Source organism: Maribacter algarum (ex Zhang et al. 2020) (assembly GCF_005885635.1).
In the GTDB taxonomy this organism is placed as follows: domain Bacteria; phylum Bacteroidota; class Bacteroidia; order Flavobacteriales; family Flavobacteriaceae; genus Maribacter_C; species Maribacter_C algarum.
On record NZ_VATY01000005.1, the window covers coordinates 293,289 to 313,585 of the forward strand.

Annotated in this window: 10 protein-coding genes; 6 read left to right on the forward strand and 4 right to left on the reverse strand. The window is 39.1% G+C overall.

The window, feature by feature from the left end; genetic code table 11:
* Nucleotides 1-25 precede the first annotated feature (25 nt).
* Both FEE95_RS20195 and FEE95_RS20200 read right to left on the reverse strand, forming a co-directional pair.
* Entirely contained in the window at nucleotides 26-1,858 is a 1,833-nt protein-coding gene (locus tag FEE95_RS20195; protein WP_138659840.1) for a CRTAC1 family protein, read from the reverse strand.
* Between the two features lie 112 nt (nucleotides 1,859-1,970).
* Nucleotides 1,971-5,315, reverse strand: coding sequence for a CRTAC1 family protein (locus FEE95_RS20200; protein WP_138659841.1), 3,345 nt, complete (start codon nucleotides 5,313-5,315; stop codon nucleotides 1,971-1,973).
* A gap of 430 nt (nucleotides 5,316-5,745) precedes the next feature.
* Here FEE95_RS20200 and FEE95_RS20205 point away from each other — a divergent pair, with 430 nt between their 5' ends.
* From FEE95_RS20205 to FEE95_RS20230, 6 genes are all read left to right on the forward strand, one after another.
* The gene (locus tag FEE95_RS20205; RefSeq protein ID WP_238474625.1) at nucleotides 5,746-8,871 is read left to right on the forward strand and encodes a SusC/RagA family TonB-linked outer membrane protein; all 3,126 of its coding nucleotides are present in this window, start codon (nucleotides 5,746-5,748) and stop codon (nucleotides 8,869-8,871) included.
* Between the two features lie 27 nt (nucleotides 8,872-8,898).
* Nucleotides 8,899-10,647, forward strand: coding sequence for a RagB/SusD family nutrient uptake outer membrane protein (locus tag FEE95_RS20210; protein ID WP_138659843.1), 1,749 nt, complete (start codon nucleotides 8,899-8,901; stop codon nucleotides 10,645-10,647).
* Between the two features lie 291 nt (nucleotides 10,648-10,938).
* Nucleotides 10,939-15,171 (forward strand): hybrid sensor histidine kinase/response regulator transcription factor, encoded by a 4,233-nt coding sequence (locus FEE95_RS20215; protein WP_138659844.1) that lies wholly within the window; start codon nucleotides 10,939-10,941, stop codon nucleotides 15,169-15,171.
* Between the two features lie 155 nt (nucleotides 15,172-15,326).
* Nucleotides 15,327-16,229 carry a 3-keto-disaccharide hydrolase gene (locus tag FEE95_RS20220; protein WP_138659845.1) on the forward strand — a complete coding sequence of 301 codons (903 nt, stop codon included), beginning with the start codon at nucleotides 15,327-15,329 and terminating at the stop codon, nucleotides 16,227-16,229.
* 41 nt (nucleotides 16,230-16,270) lie between these two features.
* Entirely contained in the window at nucleotides 16,271-16,786 is a 516-nt protein-coding gene (locus FEE95_RS20225) for a VOC family protein (protein ID WP_138659846.1), read from the forward strand.
* The gene (locus FEE95_RS20230) at nucleotides 16,752-17,981 is read left to right on the forward strand and encodes a DUF6786 family protein (RefSeq protein WP_138659847.1); all 1,230 of its coding nucleotides are present in this window, start codon (nucleotides 16,752-16,754) and stop codon (nucleotides 17,979-17,981) included. The genes FEE95_RS20225 and FEE95_RS20230 overlap by 35 nt, the downstream gene beginning before the upstream one ends.
* Before the next feature lie 18 nt (nucleotides 17,982-17,999).
* Here the strand turns inward: FEE95_RS20230 and FEE95_RS20235 are convergent, their stop codons facing one another.
* Nucleotides 18,000-18,713, reverse strand: coding sequence for an SDR family oxidoreductase (locus FEE95_RS20235; protein ID WP_138659848.1), 714 nt, complete (start codon nucleotides 18,711-18,713; stop codon nucleotides 18,000-18,002).
* A gap of 37 nt (nucleotides 18,714-18,750) precedes the next feature.
* Complete coding sequence (locus FEE95_RS20240; protein WP_138659849.1) at nucleotides 18,751-20,274, reverse strand: Dabb family protein; 1,524 nt, start codon at nucleotides 20,272-20,274, stop codon at nucleotides 18,751-18,753.
* Nucleotides 20,275-20,297: the final 23 nt, after the last annotated feature.

The following is a 20,297-nucleotide window of genomic DNA, read 5'->3' on the forward strand; positions in this document are numbered from 1 at the left end:
TGCTGACTTTATATTCATCAGTCAATTATCTCAACATTAATTTCCCCATCCAAACTCGACCTGCGGTCTGAATTCGATACAGATACATGCCGGATTGTGCTTTTACCCCAGCATTGGTTAGGCCATTCCAGTTACATGTCCATTCTGATGGATTTCCTGCTTTTTCTTGATGTTCGTAAACTTTTAAACCGCGCATGGAATAAATCGTAACGTCAACTTCTTCACCCTCTTCCAATTTCATATTGAAGGTAATGGACTGAGTAAATGGATTGGGGTAAATTGTCATGGACGATTCTTCAGCAATCACAGCGATTTCTTCTTCAACAGGAACTTCATTGGCTACATAGACTTCGCCTTCCACCATATTTTGCCCTTCAACGATTTTGATACTTTGATTCACCGCTATATTATATATAGTTTCTTCAAGACCACTTGGCCAAGAGATAATCAAACTATCGACCTTTTGTGTTTTGCCCAACCCAAAATGAACCGGTTTAAGGCTTTGCCCCATCATAGTTGACCCATGATGAAAGCGATGCATGAAATGTCCTTCCGATGCAACTTTTAAAACGGCACCCAATGCGCTTCTATTGGATGCTGTTCCCTCTAAATGTACCTTTAGCCAAGCGTTGGGGTTTGCAGTTTCATTCTTGTAGAGGTATGGCGGGTTGTCACCTGGGTTGCTCACAAGAATATCCAAATCCCCATCATTGTCGAAATCAAAAACTTCCGCCCCCATGCCATTTGCGTTTCCATCTGCACCTGACCTAACGGACCAATTCTCGAATCTTTCCTCACCTTCAATACGCAGGTTTTTGAAAAAGACATTATTGTATTGTAAATCGGTTTGACCATTAACGATATATAAATCCTCATCACCGTCGTTGTCCGCATCAAAAAATTTATTGCCCCAACCGAAATGACCATCCCCGACCTGTTCTCGTTCTTGCGTATTTTCAAATACCCCACTCTCAGTTCCCATAAACAGGGGGTTCTTTATGAATTCAGCAATATTGGTAATGTAAATGTCAAAATAGCCATCATTATTATAGTCGCCGATTGACGAACCCATTCCGTCACCATTATTGACTAGGTTATACACTTCCGTAAGGTCGACAAAATCTTTTCCCTCTTGATTTAGATAAAAACGGCCGAGACCAAAATCATTGACAACATAGAGGTCCATCCAACCATCTCGATTTGGGTCTATCGGTAATGAGGACCATGTTCTCGATGGATTGTCAAGGTTTAAGGCTCCTTCAATTTCGGTAAAAGTACCATCACCTTGATTATTGAAAAGGCGGTTAGGAACGTTTAAATAATTGAGATAAAGATCGAGATCTCCGTCCTTATCATAGTCCCACCAAAGACCGCTTGAGCTGCTACAACCTTGACAGGGAACAATATTCGATTCCGTAGTTACATCTGCAAAAGTACCATCGCCCATGTTACGATATAATTCCGTACCGTCTTGATGGGCCAACAGTAAATCAGGAAAGCCATCATTATCATAGTCGCCCCACGACGCCCCCAATTTCACATCCGTGCCATCAGCGTTCGAATGCTGATTTCCAAATCCAGCTTCAATCGTCACATCTTCAAACCAACCGCCACGGTTGTTCAGTAGACGACTCCATGTTTTGGGTTCATCAGGCTGAAACGAATTATAAGCTACAATAAAAATATCCATATCGCCGTCTTGATCATAGTCGGCAACGGCATTTCCAAAATTACCTCCCATTTCGGATAATATTCGAACGTTGGTCTCTGAAAATTGTTGGGCACAAAGAATATTGCCGCTCATTAAAAAATGGAGGAACAAGAAAATGATAATAAGCTTAACGTAGTTTTTTTGCATTCGGCCCGTGCCTAGTGAATTACATGGCTCAATTTATTCCAAAAAAAGCGGTATTCTATTTTTTGGACAAAGAGAATTTGTTCATTTGTACGTTTTTATTGGTCACAGTCGATTAGGGTAAAAGGGAAAACAATTGCATAAAGTAATCATTATTAGCAACTATGATGGCTTCTTTGCCATTAACAATAATTGGTTTCATATCCTTAGCATCATGTGGGGCAAAAAACCCACTCTCAGCTACTGTTATCACTTCAAAATTTCCTGACCCGTCGCCCTTTAGAAATAAACCAATACCAGCATCATTTCTAGGAGTTTCGATTTCAGAGGCGTAAAGATTACCCGAAATCAAAAGATCCTGTTCTCCATCTCTATCAAAGTCTTTTGCTATAATATTATTGATGCTCGATACTTGGGCCAATTTTGGCAGTTGATACTTTCTAAACGACTTGCCATCTAAGTTTTCAATATAGTATGAGGCAAAGGTTTTTGCCCTTAAGTGAAGGGCCTTGTCTAAATCGTCACCATAAATATCTTGTAAATCAGCCTCTCCAAAGGACTCAAACGTTGGGAACTTTTTATCTAAGGAAGGAATTTGCTGAATGGAACAAGACCGACCGCGAATAGGGAACAATGTACCGTGTTCATAATAACTTAATACGATATCACTGGTGCCGTTATTATCAAAGTCATAATTATATACCTCGAAAGGAGTTTCATTCGATGCTTTATATTTATAGTTCAATCCCAAATTACCAACAATAAGGTCTTGATCTCCGTCGCCATCCATATCTTGGTGTATTACCTTGTAATACCAGCCTTCTGTATCTTGAAGCCCTTCAAATTTATGTATGGAAAAAGTACCGCTGTCATTTTGAATAAAGGTGGTAACGGGCATCCATTCACCAACCACGATAAGGTCTAATCTTTTATCAAGATTGATATCGACCCAAGTTGCTGAGGTCACCATGCCCACTGATTTTAATTCAGGGGCATTTATTTCGGTTATATCCACCAAAAATCCATTTCTGTTTTCCAAAAGTTTACTATTTGCAGGTTTAGGATAGTTGCCGGGGACTAGTCTTCCTCCGATAAAAACATCAAGATCGCCATCATTATCGAAGTCGGCCTTTTCAACTATGGACCCACTAATCCGGTCTTTCGGAATTCGATTTATATCCTTCTTAAAAATACCCTTACCATTATTTATATAGATACGATCTTGGAGTTCTTTTGCATTTGGCAAGAATTCATTACCACCGCTTACCACTAAAAGATCCAGGTCACCATCGAGGTCGATATCAAAAAAAGTGCTTCCCATGTCTTCGGAGGATTTATCAGCGGACCAAGCACCTTCTTTTATTTCCTCGAATCCATTGCTATCCCTTTGGAGAAACAATGTACCCGAAAATCCCGCTGATCCCCCCACGTAGAAATCATCCAAACCATCACCATTCACATCACCTACTGCAATTGAAGGCCCGAAAGTGGACATTTTATGTGGCAGCAAAACCTCTTTATCATAATCATTATATTCATTCTCTTCATGTCTGTGGTATAGACTGGTTTTCTTAGTGCTATTCGTAAATAAGAAATTGCTTTCTTTGGTAAGTAATGCAGGATTAATTTTACCTGAGGCTTCTTGATCAATAGTGAGTTGTTGGTTGGCCTTCACATCATTTAAAGATCGAAATGTTCCATCGGGCCATTGAATGTCTATTTTTTCGATGTTTTCAACACTACCTAGTCCGAAGTGGGCAATATCCTCACTTTTCGATAAATACCCTCTTGTATTCGTAAGTTCTATAGTTTGCCAAAAGGTCCCATCTTTAAATAAGGAAATACGTGTACCGTAAATCGGTTTGTTGTTTTCACGCCTCAGTTCAAGCCTTAGATAGTTGCCTAAATTTCTTTCACGGGAATTGTTCTTGTACAGAAATGCCTTTTCATTTATATTGTTGACAACGAGATCCAAATCCCCATCCGAATCTAAATCGGCGTAGGCCGCGCCATTCGATAATGAGGGGAGTTCAAAACCCCAATCTTCAATGACTTTGCTAAATGTAAGGTCCCCGTTGTTCTTGAACATATAGTTATTGATCTTATCTTCGGGAGCCATTTTTGCCAAAGCCAAAACATCAACAACATCTTGGAATCTTCTATTTTTTTGTTTTGCCACTATCTCAAGACTGTCCAAAATAACTTCATACCTATTATTTACATCACTATATCGCATGTTTCTTTTGATGCCATTTGTAACGAAAACATCTTTAAAACCATCATTATCAAAGTCAGCAAACAATGGTCCCCAGCTCCAATCTGTATTCGAAACCCCTCCCAGTTGTGCTAAATCGCTGAAAGTACCGTTACCATTATTTCGCTGAAGGGTGTTGAACATATATTGATAGTGACCACCGTCTTTCACGATTGCCCAGAAATCTTCAGGATTCATACCGCCCATATTCGTTTTGATTCGCTTATGATCTTCTGCCACCATGTCAACGACCATGATATCAAGGTTACCGTCGTTATCATAATCGGCAATATCACTGCCCATGCTAAAATTGGACGTATGCTTAAAAGTCTTTTTAAGCACTTCTTTGAACTTACCGTTCGCGGTGTTTAAATACATATAATCCGGACGGTCGTAATCGTTAGTTACGTATACATCCGTCCAGAGATCATTATTGATATCCCCTATTGCCGCCGAAAGGCCATGGGCCAAATTCTTTGTCCCCGCCGCATTTGAGATTTCAACAAAACCTTTTGAGCCACCTAAATTCTTGAATAGTTTATCACTATACCTTGGGTCTGGATTTTTAAGTGGGGTTTTACCGCCTTTACGGTTGCCGTAACTTGGGGGTTGATTGACCAAATACATATCCACGGCACCATCTTTATCAAAATCAAAGAAATTCGCTTGAACTGAAAAACCGGAATCTGCGATCTTGTAGGTCTTGCCTGCTTCGGTGAAGGTTAGGTCGCCATTGTTCAAATAAAGTAAATTCGGACTATTTTCAGAATTATGCCTTGCGCTTTTACAAATATAAATATCCTGATGTCCATCATTATTAACATCAGCGAAAGTCACGCCAGTTGACCAAGTGTCCGTTTTCATGATGCCACTTTTCTCAGTGATATCTTGAAATTGTAAATTTCCCAGGTTTAGATATAATCTGTCATGAACTTGGTTACCCGTGAAAAAAATATCCGGTAATCCATCATTATTGATATCGCCTATGGCCACACCCGCACCATTAACAAACTTCTCATTCAATAAATGATTGTCCTTATCGGTCTCGATTAGGGTATTCTCAAAATCTATTCCTGAGTGCTTGTAATCGACCAACGAAAAATGCTTATCACTACTTTTTAATGGAATGGTTTTTTCATTGGAACATGAACTCGTCAGCATTACGAAAAAAAGTAAATATTTAAAGATCAAGTGATTTTTGTTCATTGATATAAGGTTCTATTTCATAAAATTAACTCGAAAATAACTCAACATCTAAGTTATTCTAAACGGTTAAGGTAAAGTAGATGAACAAGGCTAATGTCCTGTTTGCACTTCCTTCATAAATGATCTGAGCATCCTTTACAATGACAATATAAGCCAACTGAAATACTTACTATTGTGAAAAAGGCAAAATAAATTACTGTTGATTAGATATTCCTTAATAATGCTCATCATTTACCATTGACCTTATAATTAATGTTCTTCTTTTGGGGTGTTGCTGTTTTTGCAGCTTTTAATAGAATCTTGCTTTACAAGATTTTCATCTAAAATTTTAAAAAACATTTGAACTTGAATTACTAACAAACTAAAAACTCATCCTATTATGTTTAAAAACCATTTTCGAAAAAAAATTCATAAAAGTAAAAGGGGCATTATGTCCTTATTTGCTTTTATCTGTTTTACTTCATTGTCTTACGCACAAACGCAAATTAGCGGTACAGTGAGCGATGAATTGGGTCCGGTAGCAGGCGCCAATATATTGGTCAAAGGCACCACAACTGGCACACAAACAGATTTTGATGGCAATTTTACCATTGAAGCCTCCCCAGAAGATGTACTTTCAATATCTTACTTAGGGTATGCAACACAGGAAGTAGTCGTTGGTGAACAAACAATGATTAGCGTTACCTTGATCGAAGATGCCGCGGCACTTGACGAGGTAGTGGTTATTGGTTATGGTTCACGAAAACGAAGTGACGTAACAGGTGCGGTCAGTTCGGTAAAGTCCCAGTACATAGAGCAACAGTCAGCAGGTGATGCGACTCGAGCTTTGCAAGGGAGTGCCTCAGGTGTGACTGTAGTTGCCTCGGCAAGACCAGGTCAACAAGCACAGGTTCGAATTAGAGGTTTGGGTACTATTAATGGTAATGGGCCCTTATATGTTGTTGATGGTGTTTTTGGTGCGCAACTGCCACCCACGAATCAAATCGAATCAATGCAAGTACTTAAAGATGCTTCTTCAACGGCAATTTATGGCGCCAGAGGAGCGAATGGTGTTGTTCTGATTACCACAAAGACCGGAAGGGCAGGGCAGTCTGCTAATGTTGAACTGAATGTAAGATCGGGAGTAGGTACTGCGAATTCAAAGTATGATTTTGTGACAGATCCAACTTTGGTGGGCCAGCAAATCTGGTTGGAACAGACCAACGACGGAATTACGCCCAGCCACCCACATTTTAATTTTGACCCCAATGACATTCAAGGAACTACTTTTAATGATTACCTATTTCCGAATGGAGCGTCTATAGGCGACCCTTCTACGAATCCTGATTTATATGTGTTACGTGATTACCCAATTACGCTTACTAATCCAAATGGTACGGATTGGTTGAAAGAGTTGTATCAACCAGCACCAATTACAGATATCACACTTACAGTAACAGGTGGTTCAGAGAAAACAACCTACGCCTTAAGTGGTAACTACTTTAAAGAAGAAGGAGTGTTACGCTATAATTCTTTTGATAGATATGCCTTCCGAGCAAATGCAGATTCGCAATTAAAAGAATGGTTAAAAATAGGACAAAGGCTAGGTGTGACGTTAACTCAGTCAAAAGGGAATACGGCGGGTTTTAACACCATTGTGGAAACAAGTCCTTTAATTCCTGTTCGAGATATTGCCGGAAACTTTGCCGGAGGTATAGTAGGTGGTGGCTTGAATGATGGTCCGAACCCGCTGGGTAACAATTTTCGTGAACGAAAAGATAAAAGGACTACTATTAACGCTACGGGTAATTTTTATATCGAAATTAAACCCTTGAAAAATATTGCAGTGAAATCTCTCTTCGGATACAATACAAGCTGGTACAGCAATTTCGATCCAAGATTTGCAGATCCAGAAAACACCAATGGTACTACGGGCAGTACGTTAAATGAGACCAGAGGAAAGAACCTAACTTGGAACTGGACCAATACTATCAATTACAGCAAGACCTTCAATGACTTACATAATTTTGAATTGCTATTAGGTACTGAGGCAACACGTTTTGAGTTTGATCAGATAAACGCTGGGCGAGAAGGTTTTATCTCGACCGATGATGATTTTTTCCAATTGAGTTCTGGTTCTGACAACCAAACTAATGGCTCGGCCGCAGCAGCATGGGCGCTTAATTCTTATTTTGGTCGGGCTTACTATTCATATGACGATAAATACATGTTGGAGGCTACTATTCGACGTGATGGATCATCGCGATTCGGAGCCAACAATAGATGGGGTAACTTTCCAGCAGTTTCGGGAGGATGGGTTGTTTCTCGGGAAAACTTCTTGAGTGACAGCAATTGGTTGAGTTATTTAAAGCTAAGAGCTGGTTGGGGTCAATCAGGTAATGATCAAATTGGGAATTACAACGGCTTTTCTACTTTTGGTTCCGGTTTAGGAGCGTCTTTCTACGGTCTTGGAGGGGCAGATGGCACAATTGTTCAAGGAGTCCAGACAACAGCTATCGGCAATCCCGATGCGAAGTGGGAAACTACTACATCAACCAATTTTGCGATTGATGCTACTTTCTTCAATCGTCTTAATATGACTTTAGATGTGTGGAGTAAAGATACTTCTGATATGTTATTCCCTGTTGCAATTCCAGCAGTGGAGGGTATTGCCAATGCACCTTCCGTTAATATAGGAGACATGGAAAATAAAGGTATTGATTTGGAACTTAGCTATAGTGGCGGTGGAAATGAGGATGGTGACTTTAAATATACAGTCGGTCTTGTTTTCTCAAAATATAGAAATGAAATTAAAAAACTATCGGATAACGAAGACGAATTCATTGTAGGTAGTCAACAACGTGCTCAGCGCTACACACGTGCTGAAACCGGAACTGCTTTTCCCGAGTTCTTTGGCTATGTGGTAGATGGTATATTTCAGTCGCAGGCTGAAGCAGACGCACACGCACCAAATGGAGATTATAACCAACCGGGAAATCTTAAAATTCGCGATGTAGACGGTGATGGAGAGATTACGGCAGATGATAGAACGTACATTGGTAATCCGCATCCGGATTTTACTGCTGGCCTTAACCTGCGAATGGAATACAAGAACTTTGATTTTACCGCTAGTTTATATACCAGCCAAGGCAATGATGCGATTAACTACTACAATCGGTTTACTAGATATGGTCTATTTCAAGGCCCTAAAAGCGCGGATAGACTATTCCGTTCATGGGGAAGCCCTTATTTAGATAATAATGCGGATGCCGTATTACCTAAGGCCTCCTCTCAAACTAGTTTTGAGCAGAATACGCATTCTGACTTAATTGAAGATGCTTCATTCATACGGTTGCAAAATGCTCAAATTGGCTTTAATATGCCGGAAAGAATTTTGAAGGAGCTCGATCTCTCTGCTGTACGAGTTTATCTTATGGGCACGAACCTATTCACTATTAGTGATTATTCTGGATTAGATGCCGAAATATTTGTAGGCAATGAAATCGATAGAGGTCTTGATCGCGGTACATGGCCAGCTCCAAGACAGATTATTTTTGGTTTGGATATTAAATTATAAATTGTTAGAAAAATAAAATTGAGAAAGATGAAAAAAATACTTTTAAAATTCGGATTACTAAGCGCTTTATTACTTGTGCTTGGAGCTTGTAGCGAGGAATTCTTGGAGGAAAAACCCAAAGGTGCCGTAAGTGAGGCAACCCTTGCAGATGAAAATGGAGTAGATTTACTACTAATAGGTGCCTACTCAAGAATTGATGGTTATGCCGCTGGTGAAGCAGGTGGTACCGGGGGCGCTTCAGCTACAAACTGGGTTTGGGGTGATGTAACCTCAGATGATATGCACCGTGGAGACCAAACAGGTGGATGGGCGCCTATTAACCTTATCGAGAGATTTGAGGTAGACCCCACTAATCCTTGGGTAGATGAACTATGGATAGCTAATTTTGATGGAATTGCCAGGGCTAACGACGCTCTGAAAATATTGCGACAGGCAAGTGAGAATATCGAAGTTGCAAGAGCAACTCAGTTAGAAGCTGAAGCAAGGTGGCTAAGGGCATGGTACTATTTTCAATTACGTTCAAAAATTGAGAAAGTACCCTATATCACCGAAGATATGGTTGCACGAGAAGTACCTAATGACAGAGAAATTTGGGACGATATCGAAGCAGACCTACAATGGGGCATCGACAATAATATGGCCGAAAGTCCTGAGGTGGGGCGTGCTTCTCGCTGGGCAGCAAAAGCATTAAAGGCTAGAGTACATTTGTTTCAGCAAGAGTTCTCCGAAGCAAAACCTTTGTTAGACGATATTATAAACAATGGACCGTTTGTGCTTATGGACCATTATTACGACAACTTTGATGAAGAAAAACAAAACAACGCTGAGAGCATTTTCGAGGTTCAATATACCGTAAATGACGGTGCAGGTGATGCAAATTCAGGCATCGATCATAGAACCCTGTTTCCAAGAGGTTCCGATGTTGGACTATGTTGTGCCTATAGCGCGCCTTCCTTTGATTTGTTTAATGCATTTAAAGTCGATGCCAACGGCCTACCGTTGTTCGATACGTTTCAAGATGACCTTTTACTGGAAGACTATGGTATTTTAGATACCGAGCCATTTACCCCTACAGACGTAGCTTTAGACCCTCGGGTTGATTGGACTATAGGGCGAAGAGGTATCCCATTTTTAGACTGGGGACCGATGTCAGGTGGTGACTGGATGTTAGATCAAGCCGGCATGGGACCTTTCTTGAACAAGAAAATCATGTTCTACAAAAGAAATTTTAAGACAATTTCTATTTCAAGCCCAACATGGTCAGCAGGACTGAATGGAAATAATTGGCGTCTTTTTAGACTAAGTCATGTTATTTTATGGAGAGCTGAGGTAGCCGCTGCCGAAAACGATTTGGAAACCGCGAAGAACATGGTTAATATGATTCGAGAAAGAGCCCAAGATGATCTCGTAATGGGAAAGGTAAACAATACCACCTTTGAAAGTGGGTTTGTATTGGACATCGAAGAAGATCAACCCGCAGCAAATTATAACCTTGGATTGTACGATTCGTTCCCAGACCAAGATTATGCTCGCAAGGCTATCTACCATGAGATGAGACTGGAATTTGCGCTAGAAGGAATGCGGTTTCAAGACCTTGTAAGATGGGGTATTGACGATGAGGTAATTCCTCAATATTTGCAATCGGAATTATCTGATGGCAGGTTACCATGGTTGCAAGGGGCGACCTATACGGCAGGTCAAGACGATCACTTTCCTCTTCCCCAAACGCAAATCGATTTACAACCAGGAGTTTTGACTCAAGATCCTGCATACTGATATTTAAAAAATAGGGTTAGTACCATAGCCCTATTAATCAAGTTGAGTTAGTTTAAAGGCGGCCCTTTTAATCCGAGGGTCGCCTTTTTGTTTATAATTAAAAACTAATACAACTTTGTCTTATCAATTTTATGGCAAATCATGAAATCAATGTACAGGCTCAAAACAAAACACCTATCAATACGAGACCAAATTTTACGGTAAATTGGCTAGAATTTACCAAATACATCAAATAGTATTTTCAAATAGTGTGGTATATTTAATGGAAGTAAAGAAGAAGCGGCGATCACAATGAAACAAGTATTCAGAATAAATTTCAAAATATGGTGGTCGGTAGCATGTCTTTTGTATGCCGTGCTCGTTTTTTCACAGAGCCCTGATTTAAAATTCGAGCATTTCATTGATGATAAGGGGCTATCCCAAAGCTCCGTAATGAAGATACTTCAAGATCGGGAAGGATTTTTATGGATGGCTACTCCAAACGGTCTTTACAAGTACGATGGAAAGAATTTCACCATATATAGACATGAATCGGACAACCCCAATAGTCTGGTAAGTAATTCAGTCTACGAGCTGGAGTTGGATTCATCAGGCAAAATCTTAATTGGAACGGGAAGAGGTCTAAGCAAGTTTGATCCAGTGACCGAGACCTTTTCAACATTTCCCTTGCTCTTAAAAGACAAACGGATTAGTGCTATTTATCCTGAAGAAGACGGTTCGCTTTGGGTAGGCACACTTCATTCTGGCTTATATCATTTTAAAAGCTCGGACATAGAGGGTATTACGCCCGATCATTACGTGTATAGACCTGACATTTCCTCAAGCATTAATAGCAATCAAATTCACTCTATTGTCCAAGATTCTGAAGGTAGTTTATGGGTAGGTACCGTAAATGGAATGAATAAAATGAAGAGCGGGTCTCAGAAGGGTTTTACGCGATTCACCGCTTTTGAAGAAAGTGTGAAATCACTTTTTTTAGACAATAAAAATAGGCTTTGGATCGGCCTTGAGGGCTTGTTGCTTGTCTGTATCGAAAACCCGGAAGATTTCGATGCTTTAGAACAGAGAGATTTTAAACAATTTCAATTCAACTTAGGACCTACGGATAAAGCTGAATATGGAGGGCTGATTGCGATTAATCAGGCATCAGATGATAATCTTTGGCTTGGAATTCATGGCGTAGGACTGTATTGGTTTAATTCAAAAACCGGAGACTATATCCAATATGCCCCCGATTTGCTCGACAGTCAAAGTCTAAGTAGTACAAAGGTAGAGACCATATTAGTGGATACCTTCAATGTGTTGTGGGTAGGCACGGAAGAAGGCGGATTGAACAAGTGTGATTTAAGAAGAAAAGATATCACCTTATTAAAAAATAATCCCTTTTCCCATAACTCCCTGAGTAATCCTTCAGTCAATGCCATAGTTGAGGGTGAGAAAAAGGCTCTTTTGGTAGGTACCGAAAACGGACTAAACACAATTAACTTTAGCGGTGAAAAATATGATGATCCTTCATTTAGTAGGTACTATCTAGACAATAAATGGGCTCATTCGAAACAGGTGTTTGAACAACCCGTTTGGTCGATTTTAAAAGACAAGGATAATGACTATTGGGTAAGCAGTACAGATGGAATTACCCACATGATAGTCGATTCAGAAACTAAAAAAATCACTTTTGGTCAAAATGGTTTCAATCAGATGATTGAAGTTTTCTCGTCGTTGGAAGATAGTAGAGGTGACCTTTGGTTTGGTTCATTCGTTGAAGGCTTAGTACGATGGAAAAAGAAAAAATTTCCCAACAGTGAATCATTTGATTTTTCAGAAGCAACATATTATCTCACAAGTGAAGACGACCGGAGCAGCATAAGTGGAAGCGAGATTAGCTGTCTTTTCGAAGATAGTAAAGGAAACGTCTGGATCGGCACACTACAAGGTGGTCTGAATCTATTTGTTCCGGGGAAAGAGGGACAAGAAGATACTTTTATCCCTTATCAACATAATCCCAAAGACCCTAATTCCCTCAGCCACAATTCCGTTTTTTCCATTCATGAGGATAAGAAAGGAAATTATTGGATAGGCACATTTGGAGGGGGACTAAATAAAATGACGTTTACGGAAACATTTGGTCGATCACCTAAATTTGAACATTATACCGAAGCTGATGGCCTGGCAAACGATGCTATCTATGGAATTCTTGAAGACGAAAACAATAAACTATGGATAAGCACAGACCATGGAATTTCATGTTTTGACCCCAAAACAAAGGTTTTCAAAAATTTCAATAAGGAGGATGGGTTGCAAGGAAATAATTTTAGAAAGAATGCCTATTATAGGAATGAAGAAGGATATCTTTTCTTCGGTGGCCTTAAAGGGTTAAACATCTTTCACCCTGAAAATCTGCAGGACAATACAATTCCTGCCGTGCCAAAAATCACATCGTTTAAAATAAAAAATCAAGCCGTTAAAGTTGGTCAAGAATTCAATGATCGTATCATCTTGAATCGCTCGCTTTCAGCACTAAACGAAGAAGAAATCGAACTGAAATATGATGAAAATGTGCTTACTTTTGAATTTGCTGCAATTCATTTCGCTGCACCTGAAAAAAACAAGTACGCCTATAAACTTGAAGGGTTCGATGAAGAATGGCAACTTTCTAAGGAAACATCATTTGCCCACTATACCAATCTATCACCGGGAGAATATGAATTTAAAGTTAAGGCCTCAAACAACGACGCGGTATGGAATGAGACCCCAGCGAGCATTACATTTCATATTTCACCTCCCTTTTGGAGCACCATTTGGGCCTATTTATTGTATGCGTTGCTACTAGCTTTTGTTCTTCTTGGAATAAGATCTTATTTCCATTTAAAAGCCAAAGAAAGAACCGCCATTAAAGTGCAACACGAAATTGAAAAAGCCAACAAGCTAAAGCTTCAATTTTTTACAAATATCTCTCACGATTTTAAAACGCCGATAACCCTTATAATGAATCCATTAGAGGAAATTTTAAATGATTATGACATCGGTAGTTCGTTGAGGAAAAAATTAGGCTTAGTCCAAAGAAATGCTGACTACCTCTTGCGATTGGTCAATCAATTGATGGAGTTTAGAAAAATAGAAGTCGGTGAAACGAAACTAGTGGCCACAAAATCAAACATAGTTCATTTCGTAAGGGAAATTACGTTTTCCTTTAAAGCTTTGGCTCAAAAAAAGAACATAAATCTGATTTTTGAGAGTCACCTCTATGATTCTGAGGTCTGGTTTGATTGGGACAAACTCGAAAAAGTTCTGAACAACTTGATTTCCAATGCTATAAATTTTACGGAAAGTGATGGAAACATCGCCGTTCGTCTGTTTATTCCTAAAGAGAAATCCACCTTAGATATCAGAGGAGGAGAAATAAAATCTGAATACATATGTATAGAAATCCAAGATAATGGCTGTGGAATACCCCATAATCAACTACAGCATATCTTTGAACGATTCTATCAAGTGAACAAGACCGATAGTAATGCTTTGAAAACCGGTTCAGGAATTGGGCTAGCCATAACCAAAGATTTGATGGATTTACATTATGGTAGCATTGAAGTTGATTCAAAAATAAACGAGGGAACTCGATTCACATTAAAGCTTCCTATAGGCAGTGAACATCTATTGCCAGAGGAAATAATAGAATTTTCGGCATCTAAAAAGCAGGCTAACGGACGGCTTGCAAATGAACAATCAGATACTATTGAAAAAGCCTCCAAAAAAAGTCAACAGGGAAGGAAATTGGTTCTCGTTGTCGACGATAATGAGGATATCAGATCACTGGTTAAAAATGGCCTTCAAAAAAAATACCGTGTTCTGGAAGCCGATACAGGCAAGAACGGTCTAAAGATTGTTTTGCAAGAATTGCCTGAATTAGTTATCAGTGATGTTCTTATGCCTGAAATGGACGGCATTGAATTTTGCCATGAACTGAAATCGAATGTCAGAACCAAGCATATCCCCATAGTTTTACTCACTGCATTGAATTCGGTAGAACATAGAATTAAAGGAATTGAGTCGGGTGCCGATGCGTATATCCCCAAACCGTTCAAAATGAAATTATTGTCTATTACAGCTGATAAACTCATTGAATCTAGGGAATCTATGCGACTTCGTTTTCAGACGGAAGATCAGCTAACTCCAAAGGAAATTATTCTCGATTCAGAAGATAAAAAGTTTTTAGACAAGATTATGGAGCGTATGGAGCAAAATATGAGCAACGAAAACTATTGGATTGATCAATTGGTATCCGATATGCATACAAGTCGTTCGACCTTTTTTCGAAGATTAAAAAAACTAACCGGCCAACCTCCAAACGATTTCATTCGAATGATTCGCTTACAAAGAGCGGCACAACTATTAGGACAAGGAGAATTGAGTATTTCTGAAGTCAGTTATAAAGTAGGCTTTAACGACCCTAATTATTTTGGAAAGTGTTTTCGCAAACAGTTTGGCGTAGCACCTTCAAAGTATTTGGTAAAAAGTGAAGTTTAATTCATACCGGTTAAAATGAACTTACCAGTTTTTGAAGATCAGAATCTCCTTATTTAAGACCAATAAACCCCATTGAGAAAGAAAGGGATTTTTTAATATTACCATAGATTACAATGCATCGTAATTAACAATTAACCAAAGTAATTTAAGGTTTTATGAACATTTATAAAACAAGTATTTTCATTCTTCTTCTTATAGCGTCATGCACAGAAGTAAAAAAGAATGATCAGGACGATAAAGTAGTAGAAATACTAGAATGGAATGAGTTGATTGATTCCGACCTATCCAAATGGGATACATATTTAAGCTACCAACATCAAGTGGGGTATGACGGTTCTCAACCCAAAGATGAGCAGGGTAATTTGATTCCTCCGATAGGGTTAAACAATCCTGATTATGATGTTTTTACTACTTTTCAAGAAGGCGAAGAAACTATAATTCGAAACAGTGGGGAATATTATGGCTGTTTGATTACAAAAGACGATTATGAGAACTATCATTTCCAAATAAAATATAAATGGGGCAATAAAAAATGGGCCTATCGCGAAGACCTCCTTAAAGATTCTGGAATTCTATATCATTCCGTTGGACCATATGGGATAGAATACTGGAGATCATGGATGCTTTCTCAAGAATTTCAGATTATGGAAGGACATACAGGCGATTTTTGGAGTCAGGAGAATTCCGTTATAGATGTTAGAGCTTATAAACCCGAATCTGTTTTGGACCCCCTTGCTGATAAAAACCAAGATTACATCCCTATAGGAATGAATAGTCCCTATAGAAATTATTGTCAACGAAGTGGCAATTACGAAAATCCACATGATGAATGGAATACACTTGACTTATATTGTTTTGAAGGCAAAAGTCTACACATGGTGAATGGGGAGGTAGTGATGATTTTAAAAAATTCAAGATATGTTGATGAAAACGGTACGGATGTACCTCTCACAAGGGGAAAGATTCAATTGCAAAGCGAAGCAGCAGAAGTATTCTTTAAAGATATTCGAATACGAAAAATCGATTCTCTTATGCCAGAAAAAAGATCTTTATTTTAATTTTCTTTAAACAATTATATACCAACTAATCTTATCGAAATATGAAAATCAAAAATAGTAATAGCTTGAACTTAATTTCCAAAAATCACCTCTTGATAGCACTTATATTAGTAGGAACCCTTTGTAGCAACGCCCAGAGTTCAGATTCTCAAAAAAGCATATCGGAGGCAAAAGTTACTGGCTTAAGATATATCAGTATTCACGTGCTCGAACTTGAAAAAAGCATGAAACTATATCGCGAAATTCTTGGTTTTAAGCTAGACAATGCTGAAGTGCTTCACGGACCCGGGCTCGAAGGAATGTTGGTCATGAAACTAAAAGCGAATGATTTAACAATAGGTCTATCGGTGACCGCACCTGAGTTCTTGCATACCATAGGACCTATTGGAAATACCAATCATAACCACTTCATGCTAAAGGTAAATGACATCGTCACAATCGGTGACAAGTTGAAGGAAGAAGGGTATAAATTGGAAAATGAGAACTACGCGCGTGATAAGTATACTTTTTTTGTCGGCCCCAATGGAGAAATTATTGGTCTTTCTTCATACGAGTAATTTGAACTTCGTTCCATCGCTTTACAATGCTCCCTCGATTTTGACTCTGTTCTTTCTATTTATAGGATGCCAGCTGAAATCACAAACACCTACTTTTGAACAGGACCAGGAGATACTATCAAAAGTAAAAGACCTTCACATTCTTAAAACCGAAAACGCCTTAGTGGCGGTTTCCGGTCGCCTACAATGCCGTGTATTTACGAGTAGCTCGAAGGGATTAAAGGGAAAGAGCTACGGTTGGTTCAACAGAGAGGCCATCTTAGACGGTAGTTTTAAGAGACGGTTCAGTAGTTTGGGCGGCGAAGACAGAATGTGGTTTGGACCCCAGTACGGAAAATATAACGTATTCTTTGAAAGGGGTTCGACCTTCGAAGATGAACATATGCAGATTTCCCCAGACTTGGATACCTTGAGTTTCAAAGTCATTGCTAAAAATGACAAGATGATTGAAAGTTCAGGCCGCATGCGTATTAAAAACTATCAAGATTACGTATTTGATATTGATTTACACCGAAGAGTTGCAATTCTAGAAAAAGAGCGTATTGAGCAAAATCTCGAGATTTCCATTCAAGAGAATGTTTATCACGTAGGTTTTGAAACGGAAACCGAGATGACAAATATCGGCACCAATGAATGGTCTAGGGAAACAGGGCTCATTTCCATTTGGATTTTAAGCTGTATAATACCTACCGATAGCACGGTTGCGATTATTCCGACCAGGGGTCAAATAGAAAGTGTTACGAACTATTTTACGCCCTTGGATGATTCAAGAATGCAAATCAAAGATGGAGTTGTCCACTACAAAGCCGATGCGAACTATTTAAATAAAATAGGAATCCTTCCAGAAAACACCGTGCCCATCTTCGGAAGCTATTCCCCTGAACTGAATCTGCTTACGATTGTTGAATTTACTTTTGAGGATAGTCCATTATACATGAATTCTCAAAAAACCAAACAAACAGACCCTTATGGTGGCGATGTGATAAACATATTCAACGATGGCACTACTGCAACGGCTGGGCCCTTTGGTCCATTTTATGAATTAGAGAGTTCTTCAAGTGCCAAAGAACTTAAAAAAGGTGAGAAAATCATACATGTAAGCAGAACCTATCATTTTGAAGGGGATGCGCAAAGTCTTGACGAAATAGCTTTGGCGACCTTAGGCATTAGACTTTCCGATAGGGTGAAATTTTAAATATCCCGTTTTCAATTTTTATTTTCTTGCAGAAGGCGGCACAGTAGGTCGAACTTCTACTTTGCTCGGTAAGGTTCTTGGATTCATTTTTACTAAATCAATCACCATCTGCCCGATATCCTCTGGTTGAATTTTCCAGTCGTCTTTCTCGGAAGGGGTTTGTCCGTTAATAAAAGTAGCGACGGAACCTGGCATAATAGTCGTAACTTTAATTTCGTATGGTCGTAAATCCAACATGATTGCCTGGGAAAAACCGACTAATCCAAATTTACTGGCATTATAAGCCGCTCCTTCTAGGAAGAAATTGGTACCTGCTAAACTCGCCATAGTTATAATGTAACCCTTAGAACTTTTGAGTGCAGGAATAGCCGCTTTAACTGTATGAAATACGCCTGTCAAATTAATATCCACAACTGAATTCCAATCCTCGACACTCATTTCATCAATCGAGCTAAACTTTCCTATTCCCGCATTCGCAATACAATAATCTAACCGGCCCCAAGTGTCTATTACTTTTTGCACCGCTTTCTCTTCATCAGCGAAGTTTCTCACATTTGATTGGATGCTTAAAACTTCTCCTTTTCCGATTGCCTTTAATCGTTCCCCAGCAATCTTCAAATCCCCCTCTGTTCTCGCCGAAATCGCAACATTAATACCTTCATTTACCAAGGCATCTGCAATTCCTAACCCAATACCTTTAGAACCTCCTGTTATGTATGCGGTTTTGTTCATCGTCTAAAACTCTTTAAAATATTCTAGGTAATTAATTCTATTTTTCCGTCCAATAATCCATCACCAATACATCGCCTATTATGGGACCGATTTTATTGACCAAGGCGATATGAGCTTCATGAAATAAGTAAATTTCCCGACCGTGGTCATCATTGAAGGTGAGGGTAAACGTATGGGTCAAACCTTTGCTAGCGCCTTCTTTACTATCGTTAACTCCCCATTCAAGATGCGTAATTTCAGGGATTTCATTTTTAAGATCTTCAAAAGCTTTTACAGCTTCGTCAACCTGTGCTTCGGTGGCTTCTTCTTTATATTTTAGGTTTACGATATGCCGTAATACTTTTCTGCCTCTATCAATTTTAGGGGAAACTTTGTAGGCGGCTATCTTTTTTAAATCGAATCGATTAGAGCCTGCAATGAGGAAGTTGGAATCTTCGATTTGATGCGATCGTAAACCGTAATAAATCGAAAATCCGGTTTCCAAATAATTTAAAGGCGTAAGCGTTCCGTTTTCATCTAATCTGCAGAGCTGAATACTAGCGTCATCTCTTGTGCCTACGGCAAGTATAGCCTCATTATTATTTACCGAAACAATTTCTATTCTTGTTTGGCCCTGAAGTTTTGTGTTTTCATCATCCTTTAAAACGAAATGTGGTACTAAGGCTCCTTTTCTATTCACCTTAAAAACGCTTACACCATCACCATGGTAAAAGAAGTCCGGATTTTTAATGAAACCACCTCTTTTATAATATTTATGATGTCTATGACCGACAACGACATAATAATTATCCCCTAATTGTACTCCGGTTACGGGGTAGGCTCCCGTCAGAAATCTATCCGTGGTATTGTCGCCGATATTATTTATGTTTTTGAACGAGCCGTTTTCGTATACCCTAAAGCTACTCACACCATTGTCTTGAAATCCTCCGGTATATAAAAATGTTTTCCCTTTGATTTTGTGGATGAACATCCCGATGATACCATCCGTAAAAATGGTTTCATCATCCTTCATAGAATGTACATGGGAAAGTTTTCCATCACTCTGAATTTTGAAACTACTTAAGCCAGGTGTCTCCTCTAAGCCCCCAATAAAGAGATAGGATGCCTTTTGCATATGAACGACCTGCAGGGTTATGGCAATACCAAGGTGGGTTTTATCGGTATCCATGGTTAAGGAAACCTGTTCCAAAAGCCCATTGTCTAAAATCTTAAATGTTTCAATGGCGTTACCATGCTTATTGGCTACAAATAAAAAGTCGGTACCGTCAATATTATCCGCAACCATACCTCTAGCAGGTCCTTCTTTCTTGTAAAGATCTTGGGTACCAATTGGTGATAATTTGCCCTCTTTGTTCAGACTGAAGATATCAATGCCTCCAAAGCCTCCTGCATAAACGTAATGCGAACCATTTTTTTCATAACTGGTAATCGTGACCGTATTATTTGCGGATACACTCTTGAAATCCTGCATATACGGCATTAAATCACCTGTGGTCTGCGACAAACAAATTTGCGATAAAGGCAGTACGATAGAAACGAAGAATATTTTTAGATTTCTCATAATTTGAAAGTTTTATACATTTA